This is a genomic window from Pseudomonas sp. D1HM, from assembly GCF_019266105.1.
GTDB classification, from domain to species: domain Bacteria; phylum Pseudomonadota; class Gammaproteobacteria; order Pseudomonadales; family Pseudomonadaceae; genus Aquipseudomonas; species Aquipseudomonas taetrolens.
Genome location: NZ_LRMN01000001.1, coordinates 48,083 through 64,491 on the forward strand (window position 1 = coordinate 48,083; position 16,409 = coordinate 64,491).

The following is a 16,409-nucleotide window of genomic DNA, read 5'->3' on the forward strand; positions in this document are numbered from 1 at the left end:
GCTCCTGTCGATCAGGCCAATGCACTCAGTGAAACATGCCTCGCCACCTTAACAAGTGGCATAAATGCCTAAAACTCGGCGTTTTTGGCACCTTCCTGCTTCAACAGTCGCTGTGACAGCGCGCGCTCCAAGTCTTCAAAGCGCAACGGTTTGATCAGAAAATCGGTGATCCCATCCACCTGTTCACGGGCCTTTTGCGCTTCAGCTTGCGACTCGAACAGCGCCAGAACGGGCAACTGCGCACACGCAGACAACGTCAGCAGCTGGTTACCCATCGATGCCCCTGATACCTGGGTGAGCGGGCACGCCAGCAACACCGCATCGACCCGTTCTCGACGCAATGCTTCGACCGCCGCCTGACCATTGTCGGCACCGAGCACGCGATAACCCATTTTGAGCAACATGCCACGCACCGCCACAGGGTTGGCATCGCTGCTTTCAACCAGCAGCACCACGCATTCGTTCGGCGCACGGCAAAACTCCGGCGTCACAGTCGACTCCGGTGGAGGCTGCGGAACCTGAAGCAGTGATTCAAGCTCAAGCAACAGTTGAAACTGCGACCCCTGCCCCGGCTGCGAGTGATGGGTCAACCGCCCACCGAGCAGCTCGACCAAGCGCCGGCAGATCGCCAAGCCGATGCCTAATCCCCCATATTGACGGGTCATGGAGCCATCAACCTGGAAGAAATGCTGGTACAGCTCACCTTCCTCCTGATGGACAAAGCCAATCCCGCTGTCGATGACATTAAAGGCCAGCGCCCAGCGGCCGGAACCTGCGACCTTTCCGGTGACCCGTAGAATCACCCCGCCTACGCGGGTGAATTTGATCGCGTTATCCAGCAGGCACTCAAGGCACTGGCGAATTTTTTCGACATCGCCGATCCACTGATCAGGTAAGTCGTGGGCCACTGCATAGGAAAACTCAAGCCCCTGAGCGCGTGCACGGGGTCCGAACTGGCGCTCCAGATCACCCATCAAGGCATTCAGGCTGAACGGTTGCGGACGGGCTTGAAGGCGACCGGCTTGCAACTCTGTCAGGGTCAGGATGCCATTGACCATATGCATCATTTCTCGGGCCGAGCCTTCTGCCGTTTGAGTGTATTGCTCAAGCTCAGGGCTCATGTCGAGGGTCTTGATCAACTCAAGGGAGCCAATCACACCGTTCATCGGAGTACGCAACTCATGGGTAACGGTTGCCAGGAACTCATCCTTGAGCTGATTGGTGCGGGCCAGTTGCTGGTTCATCGCCGCCAGCTTTTGCCCGGACTCCTGCAACGTCCGCGCCTGCAGGTCACGCATGGCGTTGATCCGGTCAGCCAGGGCCAGCGACAGCAACCCCACTTCAAGGGCCGAGCCGATCTGGCTGGCGTACATGGTCAAGAACACGTTAGGCAGATAGCCCAGCACCATCAGGGTGTTCACCAGGCCGCCCAGCAAGAAGGCCGACCAGGCGATCACGAAATAGCGCGCCACTCGCAGGCCCCGGACCCAGGCCACGATACCCGCCACAAAAATGGTCACGATAAACGCTAGCGCCAGCCCCGTGGCCAGGCGCAACGACACCGCATAGCTGGTGGTCAACGCCAGCACCATCACCAGCGCACCGACAGCCATCAGGAATATCAAGGCACGGTTCAACCAGCGGCTGTGGGTCGCGATGTGCAGAAAGGTGCGGGCAAACTGGCAACCGAAAAAGGCCGCCGAACCGATCAGGAACGGGGTGGCGGCATTTGCCCACCACGGGTTGTTTGGCCAGAAGTACTGCACGGCGGCGCCATTGACGGACAGTTGGTACAGCCCGAACGAGGCGATGTAGAAGATGTAATAGAGGTAGCTGGTATCACGGACGCTGATGTAGATGAACAGGTTGTAAACCAGCATCCCCAGCAACACGCCATAAATCAGGCCCAGGATATAAATGCGTTCCGGCTGGGCCTCCAGGTATGACTGGGCAGACCACAGCGTTAACGGCGCCTGAATCGAGCCCTGGCTCGCCAGGCGCAGGTACACCGTTTGCTGTTGGCCGGGGCTGAAATTGAGTTCAAAGAGGTAGTTGTTTTCTTTGATCTGCCGGCTGTCAAAAGGCAGCGCATCCCCCGTGCGCTGCACCAACCGATAGTTGCCGGCCGTGTCTGCCAGGTACAACTCGATATGGTCCAGTGGCGGGTAGGCCAGTTCCAGCAGCCAGGTTCGATGGACCTCGGGATGTTTGGGCTGATAGCGCAAATCCATTTTGAGCCAGAATGCCGAGTGCGAGTACCCCTCATTCAGCGTGGCTTTATCGTGCGGAACAAACAGTTCATCGTTCGCCCTGACATCGGCCAGAACCGCCTGCCCACCTACGTCTTCGTAAACCTGCATCACGCGGCCCAAGGGCAGACTTTGTGTGGTTTCATCGAAAGCCACTGCGCTGGCCAGCATCGGTAGCCAACCCAAAAAAAACATCAGCAAATAGCGCATACAGCCCCAACATGGCCCCGCCGATAACGTTCGCAATCCCCCATTCCCTTTGAGACCGCGCCGACCGGATTGCCCGTTATTAATTTGAAGTCACTCTAGCATAGCCATTGATGGCAAATGAGCACCACCAAAATATTCTCTTGGAAGGCTCTAGATCGGGCATTACAGAAGGTATTTTTAGTTTCCTAGACCCTTGGAACACGGGACTTGCCACAGGTGCATCAGCGACCTGCAACTCAACATGGCGCAGACCGCCCGAAAAAACCGTTTGGTGGTAAGCTCGCGCACCATGAATATCTACAGTTCTCGCCCCGTTGTCCTCTGTCTCTCCGGCCATGACCCCAGTGGGGGTGCCGGCTTGCAGGCAGATATCGAAGCCCTGCTGGCTCAAGGTTGTCACGCCGCCCCGGTCGTGACCGCCTTGACCGTGCAGAACACTGTCAATGTCATCGATTTCCGCGTCCTGGATCGAGACTGGGTGCTGGCTCAAGCCGACGCCGTACTCAGCGATTCCACCGTTGCGGCCGTCAAGCTGGGCATGCTTGGCTCGCTGGAAATGGTCGACACCGTGGTCGAGCTGCTGCAAGCCCACCCGCACCTGCCGATGGTCTGCGACCCGGTACTGCGCGCGGGCGGTGGCGGGCGACTGGGCAAGGACGAAGTCGGCTTTGCCATGCGCGAGCGCCTGCTGCCTCTGGCCACCATTGCCACTCCCAACCTGCCTGAAGCCCGAATCCTGGCCGAGCTGCCCGAAGGCAGCGCCGATGAATGCGCAGAAAAACTCCTGCCCTTTTGCAAACACTTGCTCATTACTGGCGGTCACGGCGATGAACACGAAGTCCACAACCGCTTGTACAGCCGCGACGGCAGCCGCCACACTTTCACCTGCTATCGCTTGCCCGGCAGCTATCACGGTTCGGGCTGCACACTGGCGAGCACCCTCGCCGGACGCCTGGCCATCGGCGAAGGTCTGGTCAGTGCTGTAGAAACCGCGCTTAATTACACGTGGCGCACCTTGCGGGATGCCGAGCAACTGGGTCAGGGACAATTTGTGCCCCGCCGATTGCCGCTGGACTTCTGCTCGTAACGAATGAGGTTCGACCTATGAAGCTGCGTGGCCTGTATGCCATCACTGACAGCCAACTGCTTGCCGGCAAACTGCTTCCGTTTGTGGAGGCTGCCCTCGATGGCGGCCTGGCGCTTTTGCAATACCGCGACAAAAGCACTGACGACGCCCGCCGGCTGCGCGAGGCTGAGGCTTTGCGCGGTCTGTGCGAGCGATACAAGGCGCACCTGATCATCAACGATGATGCTGAGCTTGCAGCCCGCCTGGGTGTCGGGCTGCACCTTGGGCAAACCGACGGCCCCCTGACCCCGGCCCGCGCCCTGCTGGGCCGCCAGGCGATCATTGGCTCCACGTGTCATAGCCAGATTGACCTGGCCGAGCAGGCCGCCCGGGAAGGTGCCAGTTATGTCGCCTTTGGTCGTTTTTTCAACTCCAGCACCAAACCCGGCGCCCCTACCGCGACCCTCGACATCCTCGACCAGGCCCGGGCCCGCCTCAACCTGCCCATTTGTGTGATTGGCGGTATCACGCTGGAGAACGCCGCGCCACTGGTCGCCCACGGTGCCGATCTACTGGCGGTGGTGCATGGCCTGTTTGGCGCTGAGAGCTCCCAGGAAGTCACCCGCCGCGCCCGTGCCTTCAACGACTTGCTGTCCATTTAATACCGAATCCTGATTCAGAGAGAGCCCATCATGTCTCGTTCCGAAACCCTGTTTGCCAATGCCCAAAAACACATCCCCGGCGGTGTGAACTCCCCCGTTCGTGCGTTCAAGAGCGTCGGCGGCACCCCACTGTTCTTCAAACACGCTGAAGGCGCCTACGTCACGGACGAAGACGACAAGCGTTACGTCGATTACGTCGGTTCCTGGGGGCCAATGATTCTGGGCCACAGCCACCCGGACGTGCTCGACGCCGTGCGGGCCCAGCTGGAACACGGCCTGTCGTACGGTGCGCCGACAGCCATGGAAACCGAGATGGCCGACCTGGTGTGCGCCATCGTGCCGTCCATGGAGATGGTGCGGATGGTCAGCTCCGGTACCGAAGCCACCATGAGTGCCATTCGTCTGGCCCGCGGCTTTACTGGCCGCGACAACATCCTCAAGTTTGAAGGTTGCTACCACGGTCACTCCGACAGCTTGCTGGTCAAGGCCGGCTCTGGCGCACTGACCCAGGGCGTACCCAGCTCGGGCGGCGTTCCGGCAGACTTCGCCAAGCACACCCTGACCACCACCTTCAACGACCTCGAGGCGGTAGAAAAACTGCTGAGTGAAGTGGGTGACACCGTCGCCTGCATCATCGTTGAGCCGGTCGCCGGCAACATGAACTGCGTCCCCCCGGCACCGGGCTTCCTCCAGGGCCTGCGCAGCCTGTGCGACAAACATGGCGCGGTATTGATTTTTGATGAAGTGATGACCGGTTTCCGCGTGGCCCTGGGTGGCGCTCAAGCCCACTACGGCGTTACGCCAGACCTGAGCACCTTCGGCAAGATCATTGGCGGCGGCATGCCTGTGGGCTGTTTCGGCGGCAAGCGCGAAATCATGCAGCACATCGCACCACTGGGCCCGGTCTATCAGGCAGGCACCCTGTCCGGTAACCCGCTGGCGATGGCCGCCGGCCTGACCACCTTGCGCCTGATCAGCCGCCCGGGCTTCCATGCCGAGCTGAGCGATTACACCACTCGCCTGCTGGATGGCCTGCAGCAGCGCGCGGATGCGGCTGGCATCCCCTTCGTGACCACCCAGGCCGGCGGCATGTTCGGCCTGTATTTCAGCGGTGCCGATGACATCGTCACCTTTGACGACGTGATGGCCAGCGATGCGGACCTGTTCAAGCGCTTCTTCCACCTGATGCTGGAAGGCGGGGTGTATCTGGCACCGAGTGCATTTGAGGCCGGTTTCACCTCGATCGCCCATGGCGAAACCGAGTTGCAACTGACCCTGGATGCCGCAGAGCGCGCTTTTGCTGCCCTGAAGTGATCCCTGAAAACGGCAAGGATTAAGCCCCTTGCCGTTTTTTATGCCCGGAATGCACGCTTGCTCCACACGACTCGTCCAAAATCGTCTTAAATCAATCGATATCCGGGTCACGCAGCAGAAAAACGAGTAAAGACTTTGTAAGGTGGCCTCTGCTTATTTCATAATGCGCGCCTATACATCCCTTGGTCGGGCTTGCCCGCCTTTCAGAGGTACGTCGATTCCCATGAACCGCACCGGCCGCGCCCTTGCTCTGGGCTGCCTGTTGCTCCTACAACCGCTGCTTGTCCAGGCAGGCGGTAACTCGTTGTTGATCCCAGCGATGGGTCGCTGCACCCTCAATACTCAGCCAGAAAACCTTGCAGAGGCGCTAGCCTTGTGCGAGCAGGCTGCAAAAGCCGGGGATGCGGAAGCCGAATACGAGTTAGGCGAGTTCTATTACGACGGTAAAAACACCCCGCGCGACCTCAATCTGGCCCTGAGCTATTTCGAGCAGGCTTCGCTGCAAGGCCACGCCATGGCCCAGTACCAGCTCGGCACCATGTTCTTCAAGGGCGAAGGCGTACCGGCCAACAACATCCAGGCGTATATCGTGCTGAAGATGGCCGCCGTCAATGGCGCCGAAGACGCGCTCGACACCGCCGACCTGGTGGCCGAACAAATGCCTCGCGACCAGCTGGAAACTGCTACCCAGATCCTGGGGCAGATTTTCCGCAAATACCTGCTGGAGCTTCAATCAGCGGACGGACGCTCGCCGTTTTCGCCGCTGCCTTGAGCAAAGCCGGCAGCCAACGGTCTTAAAACGCCCTTAATCCTTCGACAGCCAAGTGCGCGAGCGCACTGACATCGGCAGCGCCCTTACTTCTCCGGCATCGGGAACGGAAACGGCATCACATTGCTGACGCCGCGGGCTTCGCTGATTTTCGGGGTGCCCAGACGCTCGACTTCGTCGATACGCACAATCGAATGCATCGGCACAAAGCTGCGCACCACACCTTCGAATTGCGCCTTGAGCTTTTCTTCGCTCGGATCAACGACCATTTGCGTCCGCTCACCGAAGACGAATTCCTCCACTTCCAGGAAGCCCCACAGATCGCTTTGATAGATCTGCTTGGCGTACATTTCGAACACCTGGCCCTGATTAAGGAAAATCACCTTGTAGATTGGAGCTTCACGTTTGGTCATGGTGGGCGAGTAAACATCTGAAGATATAAAAGAGGGCGCGAACTATAGCATAGCCGTCAGGCGCACAACGCTAGGAAGCAAAGGCTATGCCCCCTATAATGCGCGGTTCTTTGAATCACTTGATGAACACCCATGGCCAAGAAGCTTTACATCGAAACCCACGGTTGCCAGATGAATGAGTACGACAGCTCGCGCATGGTCGACCTGCTGGGTGAACATCAGGCCCTGGAGGTCACAGCGCGCGCTGAAGACGCTGATGTCATCCTGCTTAACACCTGCTCGATTCGTGAACGTGCCCAGGATCGCGTGTACTCGCAACTGGGCCGCTGGCGCGAGCTGAAGCTGGCCAACCCGGAGATGGTGATTGCTGTCGGGGGTTGTGTTGCCAGCCAGGAAGGGGCGGCGATCCGTGATCGCGCCCCTTACGTCGACGTGGTGTTCGGCCCGCAAACCTTGCATCGCCTGCCTGAAATGATCGATGCCGCGCGCATCACCAAGCTGCCGCAGGTGGACGTGTCGTTCCCCGAGATCGAAAAATTCGATCACCTGCCTGAACCCCGCATCGACGGCCCGAGCGCCTACGTCTCGGTCATGGAAGGCTGCAGCAAGTACTGCACGTTCTGCGTCGTACCTTATACCCGCGGCGAAGAAGTCAGCCGTCCGTTCGATGACGTGCTGGCAGAAATCATCCACCTGGCCGAAAACGGCGTGCGTGAAGTGACCTTGCTCGGCCAGAACGTGAACGGTTATCGAGGTCTCACTGAAGGTGGGCGCCTGGCCGATCTGGCAGAGCTGATCCGGGTAGTGGCCGCGATAGATGGCATCGAGCGTATCCGCTACACCACTTCGCACCCGCTGGAGTTCTCCGACAGCCTGATCCAGGCTCATGCTGAAGTCCCTGAGCTGGTGAAACACCTGCACCTGCCGGTGCAATCGGGTTCGGACCGCATTCTGTCCGCGATGAAGCGCAACCACACCGCACTGGAGTACAAGTCCAAGCTGCGCAAGTTGCGCGCCGCCGTTCCGGGAATCTGCATCAGTTCGGACTTTATCGTCGGCTTCCCCGGTGAAACTGAAAAAGACTTCGAGCAGACCATGAAGCTGATCGAAGACGTCGGGTTCGACTTTTCGTATTCCTTCGTCTACAGCCAGCGCCCGGGCACACCAGCAGCCGATCTGGTCGACGACACCCCCGAGGAGCGCAAGAAGGAACGCCTGAACGCGCTGCAACATCGCCTCAACCAGCAGGGTTTCGAGATCAGCCGTCAAATGGTGGGTTCCACCCAGCGGATTCTGGTCACGGACTACTCGAAGAAAGACCCCGGCGAGCTGCAAGGCCGTACCGAAAACAACCGGATTGTTAACTTCCGCTGCGACAACCCGCAGCTGATCGGACAGTTTTCCGATGTGCATATCGATGCCGCACAACCCCATTCACTGCGGGGCTCGTTGCTGAATTGAGCAGAACCTGTAGCCGCTGCCGAAGGCTGCGATAAGATCCTCAGGATCTGACGCGCCTTGCAGCGTGCGCCCACGTCATGGGCGGTCGCAGCCTGCGGCAGCGGCTACAGGTTTTATGACGTATCAGTAAGTCCTTTCACGCATGGTCTGCTAGCGTTATCCTTCAACTCATCTTAATTGCCTAAGGGCGGCTAAATACGACCTTGAACGCACCCATAGAACCACATCGTTTTCTCCTCGAGCCCTTTGAGGCTCGCCGTTTCGCCAATCTGTGCGGGCAATTCGACGAGCATTTGCGCTTGATCGAACAGCGCCTGACGATCGAAATCCGCAATCGCGGCAATCAATTCGAGCTGATCGGCGACCCAAAAATCACCACCTCCGCAGAAAACCTGCTGCGTCGCCTGTACCGCGAAACCAAAGCCACTGAGCTTTCGCCGGACATGGTGCACCTGTTCCTGCAAGAATCTGCCGTCGAAGAACTCGCCAGCAATCCGGTGGCTGAGGCCAGCGTCTCGTTGCGCACCAAAAAGGGCATGATTCGCCCTCGCGGTATCAACCAGCAACGCTACGTCAAAGAGATTCTGGGCAACGACATCAACTTCGGTATTGGCCCCGCCGGTACGGGTAAAACCTATCTGGCCGTGGCGTGCGCTGTTGATGCCCTGGAACGCGAGCAGATTCGCCGCATCCTGCTGGTGCGTCCGGCGGTCGAAGCGGGTGAAAAACTCGGCTTCCTGCCCGGCGACCTGTCACAGAAGATCGACCCGTACCTGCGCCCGCTTTACGACGCGCTGTACGAGATGCTGGGCTTCGAGTACGTGGCCAAGCTGATCGAACGCCAGGTCATCGAAGTGGCTCCGCTGGCCTATATGCGCGGTCGCACCCTGAACAACAGCTTCATTATTCTCGACGAAAGCCAGAACACCACCGTTGAGCAAATGAAGATGTTCCTGACCCGCATCGGCTTCGGCTCCACTGCCGTCATCACCGGTGACATCACCCAGATCGACCTGCCGAAAGGCACCAAGTCCGGGCTGAACCATGTCATCGAAGTGCTCAAGGATGTGCCGGGCATCAGCTTCACGCATTTCCAGTCCAAAGACGTCGTGCGTCATCCGCTGGTACAGCGCATTGTTGAAGCCTACGGGCGTTATGAACAGGAAGCCGCTGACAAGCTGGCCGCCCTGCCCGCTGCCAAGGATTACCGCCACGATGCTTGAGCTTGACCTGCAACTGGCCACCGAGGCTGCAGCCCCCTCCGAAGCCCGGTTCCGCCAGTGGTGCGAGCTGGCTTTGCGCCAGCGTACTGCCGACTCGGAAATGACCATTCGTCTGGTAGATGAAGCCGAAGGCCGTGAACTCAATCACACCTGGCGTCAGAAAGATTACGCGACCAATGTGCTGTCCTTCCCTGCCGACGTGCCCGATGAATTCCTGGACATCCCGTTATTGGGCGACCTGGTGATTTGCGTGGCAGTGGTTGAGCGCGAAGCCGCTGAACAGGGCAAGGATCTGGAGGCGCACTGGGCCCACCTGGTGATACACGGCTGCTTGCATCTTCTGGGTTACGACCATATAGAAGATGAAGAAGCAGAAGAAATGGAAGCACTGGAACGAACGTTGCTTGCAGAACTGGGTCATCCTGATCCTTATGCAGACGACGAAACTGAATAACACCCCACTGAAATAACCAAGGGATACGAGTAAATCGCTATGAGCGAAGACCGATCGAGCAACGGGCAAAAGTCATGGTTAGGTAAACTGACCCAGGCCTTTGCCCATGAGCCGAAAAACCGCCAGGAGCTGCTTGAGCTGCTGCGCGAAGCACACCAGAACAAGCTGTTGGACAGTGAAGCACTGGCCATCGTCGAAGGCGCCATTCAAGTGGCTGACCTGCAGGTACGGGACATCATGGTCCCGCGCTCGCAGATGATCAGCATCAAGGCGACCCAGACCCCCCGCGAATTTCTCCCGGCGATCATCGATGCTGCGCACTCGCGCTACCCGGTGATCGGCGAAAGCCATGACGACGTTTTGGGCGTCCTCCTGGCCAAGGATCTGCTGCCGTTGATCCTTCAAGAGAACGGCGACAAGTACAACATCAAGGATTTGCTGCGTCCGGCGACGTTTGTCCCCGAGTCCAAGCGCCTTAACGTGTTGCTGCGTGAATTCCGTGCCAACCACAACCACATGGCCATCGTCATTGACGAATACGGCGGAGTGGCAGGCCTGGTGACCATTGAAGACGTTCTGGAACAGATCGTTGGCGACATCGAAGACGAGCACGATGTCGAGGAAGACAGCTACATCAAGCCGCTGCCCAGCGGTGACTTCCTGATCAAGGCCCTGACCCCGATCGAGAACTTCAACGAGTTCTTCGACAGCGAATTTTCCGACGACGAGTTCGACACCGTTGGCGGACTGGTCATGAGCGCGTTCGGGCACTTGCCAAAACGCAATGAAATCACTGAAATCGGCCCTTACCGCTTCCGCATCCTGAATGCTGACAGCCGCCGGATTCACCTGATCCGCCTGACGCCTATTGCCCGCTAAACCACAACGCTAAGGATTGAAATGCGCTGGATAACCTCCCCCGGCTGGCCCGGTAACCTGCTGGCCGTGGTGGCTGGCGCACTGACAACCCTGGCGTTGGCACCCTTCGATATCTGGCCACTGGCGCTGGTTGCCCTGGCCATGTTCTACCTTGGCTTGCGCGACCTGTCCCCAAAACAGGCGCTGGGCCGTGGCTGGTGCTATGGCTTTGGCCTGTTTGGCGCTGGCACCAGCTGGATCTACTACAGTATTCACAACTTCGGCGGTGCGTCCGTGCTGCTGGCGGGGTTGCTGATGCTGGCGTTCACCGCCGCCATCGCCTGGTTCTTCGCCCTGCCCGCCTGGCTGTGGGCGCGCTGGATCCGCCGCAACGAAGCCCCGCTGGCCGACACGCTGGCCTTTGCCGCGCTATGGGTTGCCCAGGAAGCATTCCGCGGCTGGTTCCTCACCGGTTTCCCTTGGCTCTACTCCGGCTACAGTCAGCTGGACGGCCCGCTGGCCGGGCTCGCGCCAATCGGCGGCATGTGGCTGATCTCCTTTACCCTGGCACTGACGGCAGCCCTGCTGTGCAACCTGCCGCGCCTGATCAAGACCCGCCGCAAGGGATTCATCGCTGCAGGCGCGGTGCTGCTGCTCGGGCCGTGGTGCATCGGCATAAGCCTCAAGCATCACGCCTGGACCAGCCCTTCGGGAGACCCGCTCAGCGTGGCGGCAATCCAGGGCAATATCGAACAAAGCATGAAGTGGGACCCGGCGCAGCTCAATGCCCAGTTGGCCCTGTACCGCGACATGACCTTCAGCTCCAGGCAAGCCGACCTGATCATCTGGCCCGAAACAGCCATCCCGGTGCTCAAGGAAAATGCCGAAGGCTACCTGACGATGATGAGCCGGTTTGCCGCCGAGCGGAATTCGGCCCTGATCACCGGGGTTCCCATCCGCCAGGAACTGCGGCATGAGCCACGCTACTTCAACGGCATCACCGCCGTGGGTGAAGGCGATGGCACGTATCTGAAACAGAAGCTGGTGCCATTTGGCGAGTACGTCCCGCTGCAAGATGTACTGCGCGGGCTCATCGCATTCTTTGACTTGCCGATGTCGGACTTTGCTCGCGGCCCTTCTGACCAAACGCTGTTGCAGGCCAAGGGTTATCAAGTCGCGCCTTTCATTTGCTATGAAGTGGTGTACCCGGACTTCGCCGCCGGCCTTGCCGCCCAGAGCGACATTTTGCTGACCATCAGCAACGACACCTGGTTCGGCACCTCGATTGGCCCACTGCAACACTTGCAGATGGCGCAAATGCGCGCTCTGGAAGCCGGACGCTGGATGATTCGCGCCACCAACAATGGTGTCACCGCCCTGATCGACCCTTTCGGGCAAATCACGGTGCAGATTCCACAATTCGAACGCGGCATTTTGTATGGCGATGTAGTGCCCATGCACGACCTGACGCCTTATCTGCAATGGCGCTCATGGCCGCTGCTGATCCTCTGCATCGGGCTTATCGGCTGGGCATTGATCACGAGCCGGATAGCCAAGACCGTGTGATGCCTGCGCAGCACACTCACCTGTAGAAGCCGGGCCAGCCCGGCTTCTATAGCGCGTCATGCCCCTCCCCGGGTTCAACGATAGAACAGCGGGTAAGCCACCTGCCCAACGGCTTCGTTGATTAACAAACCCGACTGCCAGATCGATTTGTACTCCGGCATCCAGCCGCCCAGCGGCCTTGCATTGGCCACACTCCAAAAGCCAACGGGTGCCGGTACCACCTCAAATCCGGCCTTTTCGAAGCTCCATACCGCACGCGGCATATGCCAGGCCTGAGTCACTACCGCCACCCGCCTGATGCCCTGGGGCAGCAAGATATCCGCGCTCATTTGAGCGTTCTCCCAAGTGGTACGGCTTTGCTCTTCTTTCCAGCGCACCGTCACCCCGAAATCATCGCGCATCGAATCCGCCATCAATTGCGCCTCGCTGGGCGGGGTGCCGTAGTGCAGGCCACCGGTAGTCAACACCGGCAACCCTGAAGCCTTGGCCAGTCGGGCCGCATAACGCTGACGCTCCAGGCCGGTTCCGGTCGGTTGATCAGTGCCCCACGCCGGGTCACCGCGCTCCCGACCGGAACCCAACACCACGATTGCATCCGCTCGCCCGGCCAAGGTCGACCATTCGCCCTGGGCCAGCGCGGGCTCACGCTCTATGGCGCGCGCGCCCCATTCCACCGCCACCGGCAAGCTCATCACCCACAAGCCGCCCGCACCCACGGCAAACATCACGCCGGCCAATCGCGGACGCGAACGCCGCAACCACCAGGCGAGCACCAGCAGCAGCAAGAAAATGCCCGGGGGCAGAAGAAGTTGTTTTACGAAATATCGAATAGGCATCGAGCATCTCCAGAGATGCCCGAAGCCTAAGGGGGTTGAAGGGAGGCATCAATCGCGCAGGTTATAAACTCAAACACAAACGCGTGTGACATCAACCCGGGTAGCACTGTAGTACTGCGGCTTAACTGAGGGCCCGGCGGGAATCGCCGTGCGCCCTAGGCTCCCTGCACCCTGTCCTTGAGCCAGATGACCTTGGCTTTGAAAGGGGCTTCATGCGCATTCATGCTGCCTTGCGAGCGTCCATCAGCCTCACGCCCGATCCGGTTCAAATAAACATTGATCAACTCTAACTCAGCACGACTCAAACCTCGCAATTCCAACTCGACAGGACGCTCATTACGCAAATGTACTGCCGTCTTTGCTGAATCCAGAGCCACACTCAAACGATCAATCAGCCGTTCATACACCTCCGAATTTGTTGCGCTTCGTTGCAGCTCTACCATCCGTCGTTCACCTCATTAAAGGAAATATTTCCCCCCTGACAATCAGCTTAGCTGTGCTTGTAAAACCAGCGTGCTGCCGCGACCAACGGATGACGAAGCAATCAGGGTTTCCCTCGATAGAGTGGGGTCATGTATGCTACGAGGCTTCCTGTAACCCCTGCTCCAACCTGACCGGGCAACTCCATAGCCGGTGTATGTTGAAGAGGACTAGGCCACCCTTTATCAGTACAAGTAGCCATGCACGAACAATATCAGCCCCGTGAAATAGAAGCCGCCGCCCAATCATTCTGGGACAACCAAAAGTCCTTCGAAGTCAGCGAACAACCAGGCAAGGAGACTTTCTATTGCCTATCGATGTTCCCTTACCCAAGCGGCAAGCTACATATGGGGCATGTGCGCAACTACACCATCGGTGACGTGATCTCCCGTTACCAGCGCATGCTCGGTAAAAACGTCCTGCAGCCCATGGGCTGGGACGCCTTCGGCATGCCGGCCGAAAACGCCGCAATGAAAAACAACGTTGCCCCGGCCAAGTGGACCTACGAAAACATCGCCTACATGAAAACCCAGCTGCGCAGCCTGGGTCTTGGCGTTGACTGGTCGCGCGAAATCACCACCTGCCAGCCCGATTACTACCGCTGGGAACAATGGCTGTTCACTCGCCTGTTCGAAAAAGGTGTGATCTATCGCAAAAACGGCACCGTGAACTGGGACCCGATCGACCAGACCGTTCTGGCCAACGAACAAGTGATCGACGGTCGCGGCTGGCGCTCCGGCGCGCTGATTGAAAAGCGCGAAATCCCGATGTACTACTTCAAGATCACCGCTTATGCGGATGAACTGCTCGAAAGCCTCGACGAACTGACCGGCTGGCCCGAGCAGGTCAAAACCATGCAGCGCAACTGGATTGGCAAATCCCGCGGCATGGAAGTTCAGTTCCCGTATGACCAGGCTTCCATCGGCGAAGCGGGCGTACTCAAGGTCTTCACCACCCGTCCGGACACCCTGATGGGCGCCACTTACGTGGCCGTGGCAGCCGAGCACCCGCTGGCTACCCTGGCGGCACCAGGCAATCCGGAGCTGCAGGCGTTTATCGCAGAATGCAAAGCCGGCAGCGTTGCCGAAGCGGACATGGCCACCCAAGAGAAAAAAGGGCTGCCAACCCCGCTGTTCGTCACTCACCCGCTGACAGGCGAAAAACTGCCGGTCTGGGTCGCCAACTACGTGCTGATGCATTACGGCGATGGCGCGGTAATGGCGGTGCCTGCACACGACGAGCGTGATTTCGAATTCGCCACCAAATACAACCTGCCAGTCAAGGCCGTGGTCCGCACCAGTACCGGCGATGAAACGCCTGCGCCGTGGCAGGATGCGTACAACGAACACGGTACCCTGATCAACTCCGGCGAATTTGACGGCCTTGATTTCACCGCCGCGTTCGACGCCATGGAAGCGGCCCTGACCGCCAAGGGCCTGGGTCAATCCCGCACCCAATTCCGTCTGCGCGACTGGGGCATCAGCCGTCAACGCTACTGGGGCTGCCCGATCCCGATCGTGCATTGCGACACCTGCGGCGACGTGCCGGTGCCTGAAGACCAGCTGCCTGTTGTGCTGCCAGAAGACGTAGTACCTGATGGCGCCGGTTCACCATTGGCGCGCATGCCCGAGTTCTACGAGTGCAGCTGCCCGAAATGCGGTGCACCGGCCAAGCGCGAAACCGACACCATGGACACCTTCGTCGAGTCGTCGTGGTACTACGCCCGCTACGCCTCGCCACACTATGAAGGCGGCCTGGTAGAAAAATCCGCGGCTGACCACTGGTTGCCGGTGGATCAGTACATCGGCGGTATTGAACACGCCATCCTTCACCTTCTCTATGCACGTTTTTTCCACAAACTGATGCGTGACGAAGGTCTGGTCAGCTCCAACGAGCCGTTCAAGAACCTGCTGACCCAGGGCATGGTGATCGCCGAGACTTACTACCGTCGCGAAGCCAACGGCAGCCTGACCTGGTTCAACCCGGCAGACGTCGAACTGGAACGTGACAGCAAAGCCAAGATCATCGGTGCCACACTGATCAGCGATGGCCTGCCGGTTGAAATCGGCGGCACAGAAAAAATGGCCAAGTCGAAGAACAACGGCGTTGACCCGCAGTACATGATCGAACAATACGGCGCTGATACCTGCCGCCTGTTCATGATGTTCGCCTCTCCGCCTGACGCAAGCCTCGAATGGTCGGACTCGGGCGTAGAAGGCTCGCACCGCTTCCTCAAGCGTGTATGGCGCCTGGCTCACACCCACGTAGGCCAGGGCCTGCCGGGGGCACTGGACATTGCCACGCTGAACGACGCGCAAAAAGTCATTCGCCGTGCCATCCACCAGGCCATCAAGCAAGCCAGCCAGGATGTCGGCCAGTACCACAAATTCAACACCGCCGTCGCCCAGGTGATGACCGTGATGAACGTGCTCGAAAAAGCACCGCAGGCCACTGAACAAGACCGCGCCCTGCTGCAGGAAGGCCTCGAAACCGTTGCCCTGCTGCTGGCACCGATCACCCCGCACATCAGCCATGAGTTGTGGAACCAGTTGGGCCATGCCGGTGCAATCATCGATGCATCGTGGCCGACCCTGGACGAAAACGCTCTGGTCCAGGACAGCCTGCAACTGGTTATCCAGGTCAACGGCAAACTGCGCGGACACATCGAAATGCCGGCCAGTGCCAGCCGCGAAGAAGTTGAAGCGGCTGCCCGCACCAACGAAAACGTGCTGCGCTTCACTGAAGGCCTGACGATTCGTAAAGTCATCGTGGTGCCTGGCAAGCTGGTCAACATCGTCGCGAGCTGACAGGAACAGGCGCCCGCCTCCAACGCGGGCGCCCAATAAAA

Annotated in this window: 14 protein-coding genes; 10 read left to right on the top strand and 4 right to left on the bottom strand. The window is 59.2% G+C overall.

Translation table 11 applies throughout. The features are described from left to right. Positions 1-68 precede the first annotated feature (68 nt). Positions 69-2,459: a hybrid sensor histidine kinase/response regulator gene (locus AWM69_RS00185; RefSeq protein WP_218725520.1), complete on the bottom strand. Its 2,391-nt coding sequence runs from the start codon at positions 2,457-2,459 to the stop codon at positions 69-71. Positions 2,460-2,748: 289 nt separating this feature from the next. On the opposite strand from AWM69_RS00185, the gene AWM69_RS00190 reads away from it, so the two are divergent. The 4 genes from AWM69_RS00190 to AWM69_RS00205 all read left to right on the top strand — a co-directional run bounded on the left by AWM69_RS00190 (position 2,749) and on the right by AWM69_RS00205 (position 6,273). Then, entirely contained in the window at positions 2,749-3,546 is a 798-nt protein-coding gene (locus AWM69_RS00190) for a hydroxymethylpyrimidine/phosphomethylpyrimidine kinase (RefSeq protein WP_218725521.1), read from the top strand. A gap of 17 nt (positions 3,547-3,563) precedes the next feature. After that, positions 3,564-4,187, top strand: coding sequence for a thiamine phosphate synthase (gene thiE, locus AWM69_RS00195; RefSeq protein ID WP_218725522.1), 624 nt, complete (start codon positions 3,564-3,566; stop codon positions 4,185-4,187). A gap of 30 nt (positions 4,188-4,217) precedes the next feature. Beyond that, positions 4,218-5,501, top strand: a complete 1,284-nt coding sequence (gene hemL, locus AWM69_RS00200) for a glutamate-1-semialdehyde 2,1-aminomutase (RefSeq protein WP_131652098.1) — start codon at positions 4,218-4,220, stop codon at positions 5,499-5,501. Between the two features lie 223 nt (positions 5,502-5,724). Then, entirely contained in the window at positions 5,725-6,273 is a 549-nt protein-coding gene (locus AWM69_RS00205) for a tetratricopeptide repeat protein (RefSeq protein ID WP_048378341.1), read from the top strand. A gap of 83 nt (positions 6,274-6,356) precedes the next feature. On the opposite strand, the gene AWM69_RS00210 is transcribed toward AWM69_RS00205, so the two are convergent. Further along, positions 6,357-6,683 carry a DUF1820 family protein gene (locus AWM69_RS00210; protein WP_019411970.1) on the bottom strand — a complete coding sequence of 109 codons (327 nt, stop codon included), beginning with the start codon at positions 6,681-6,683 and terminating at the stop codon, positions 6,357-6,359. Positions 6,684-6,815: 132 nt separating this feature from the next. On the opposite strand from AWM69_RS00210, the gene miaB reads away from it, so the two are divergent. From miaB to lnt, 5 genes are all read left to right on the top strand, one after another. Continuing rightward, positions 6,816-8,144 (top strand): tRNA (N6-isopentenyl adenosine(37)-C2)-methylthiotransferase MiaB, encoded by a 1,329-nt coding sequence (gene miaB, locus AWM69_RS00215; RefSeq protein WP_218725523.1) that lies wholly within the window; start codon positions 6,816-6,818, stop codon positions 8,142-8,144. A gap of 203 nt (positions 8,145-8,347) precedes the next feature. Further along, positions 8,348-9,367: a PhoH family protein gene (locus AWM69_RS00220; RefSeq protein ID WP_131652096.1), complete on the top strand. Its 1,020-nt coding sequence runs from the start codon at positions 8,348-8,350 to the stop codon at positions 9,365-9,367. Next, positions 9,360-9,821: an rRNA maturation RNase YbeY gene (ybeY, locus tag AWM69_RS00225; RefSeq protein ID WP_048378344.1), complete on the top strand. Its 462-nt coding sequence runs from the start codon at positions 9,360-9,362 to the stop codon at positions 9,819-9,821. The genes AWM69_RS00220 and ybeY overlap by 8 nt, the downstream gene beginning before the upstream one ends. A gap of 39 nt (positions 9,822-9,860) precedes the next feature. Then, a complete protein-coding gene (locus AWM69_RS00230) occupies positions 9,861-10,700 on the top strand; it encodes an HlyC/CorC family transporter (protein ID WP_003444149.1) in 840 nt (279 codons plus the stop codon). Positions 10,701-10,721: 21 nt separating this feature from the next. Then, positions 10,722-12,245, top strand: a complete 1,524-nt coding sequence (gene lnt, locus AWM69_RS00235) for an apolipoprotein N-acyltransferase (protein ID WP_048378346.1) — start codon at positions 10,722-10,724, stop codon at positions 12,243-12,245. Positions 12,246-12,319: 74 nt separating this feature from the next. Here lnt and AWM69_RS00240 read toward each other — a convergent pair whose 3' ends face one another. Both AWM69_RS00240 and AWM69_RS00245 read right to left on the bottom strand, forming a co-directional pair. Further along, on the bottom strand, positions 12,320-13,081 hold the full coding sequence (locus tag AWM69_RS00240) for a YdcF family protein (RefSeq protein ID WP_218725524.1): 762 nt from the start codon (positions 13,079-13,081) through the stop codon (positions 12,320-12,322). Between the two features lie 155 nt (positions 13,082-13,236). Continuing rightward, positions 13,237-13,524 carry a hypothetical protein gene (locus AWM69_RS00245; protein ID WP_131652093.1) on the bottom strand — a complete coding sequence of 96 codons (288 nt, stop codon included), beginning with the start codon at positions 13,522-13,524 and terminating at the stop codon, positions 13,237-13,239. 237 nt (positions 13,525-13,761) lie between these two features. Between AWM69_RS00245 and leuS the strand changes: the two genes are divergently transcribed. Beyond that, positions 13,762-16,368: a leucine--tRNA ligase gene (gene leuS, locus AWM69_RS00250; RefSeq protein ID WP_218725525.1), complete on the top strand. Its 2,607-nt coding sequence runs from the start codon at positions 13,762-13,764 to the stop codon at positions 16,366-16,368. Positions 16,369-16,409: the final 41 nt, after the last annotated feature.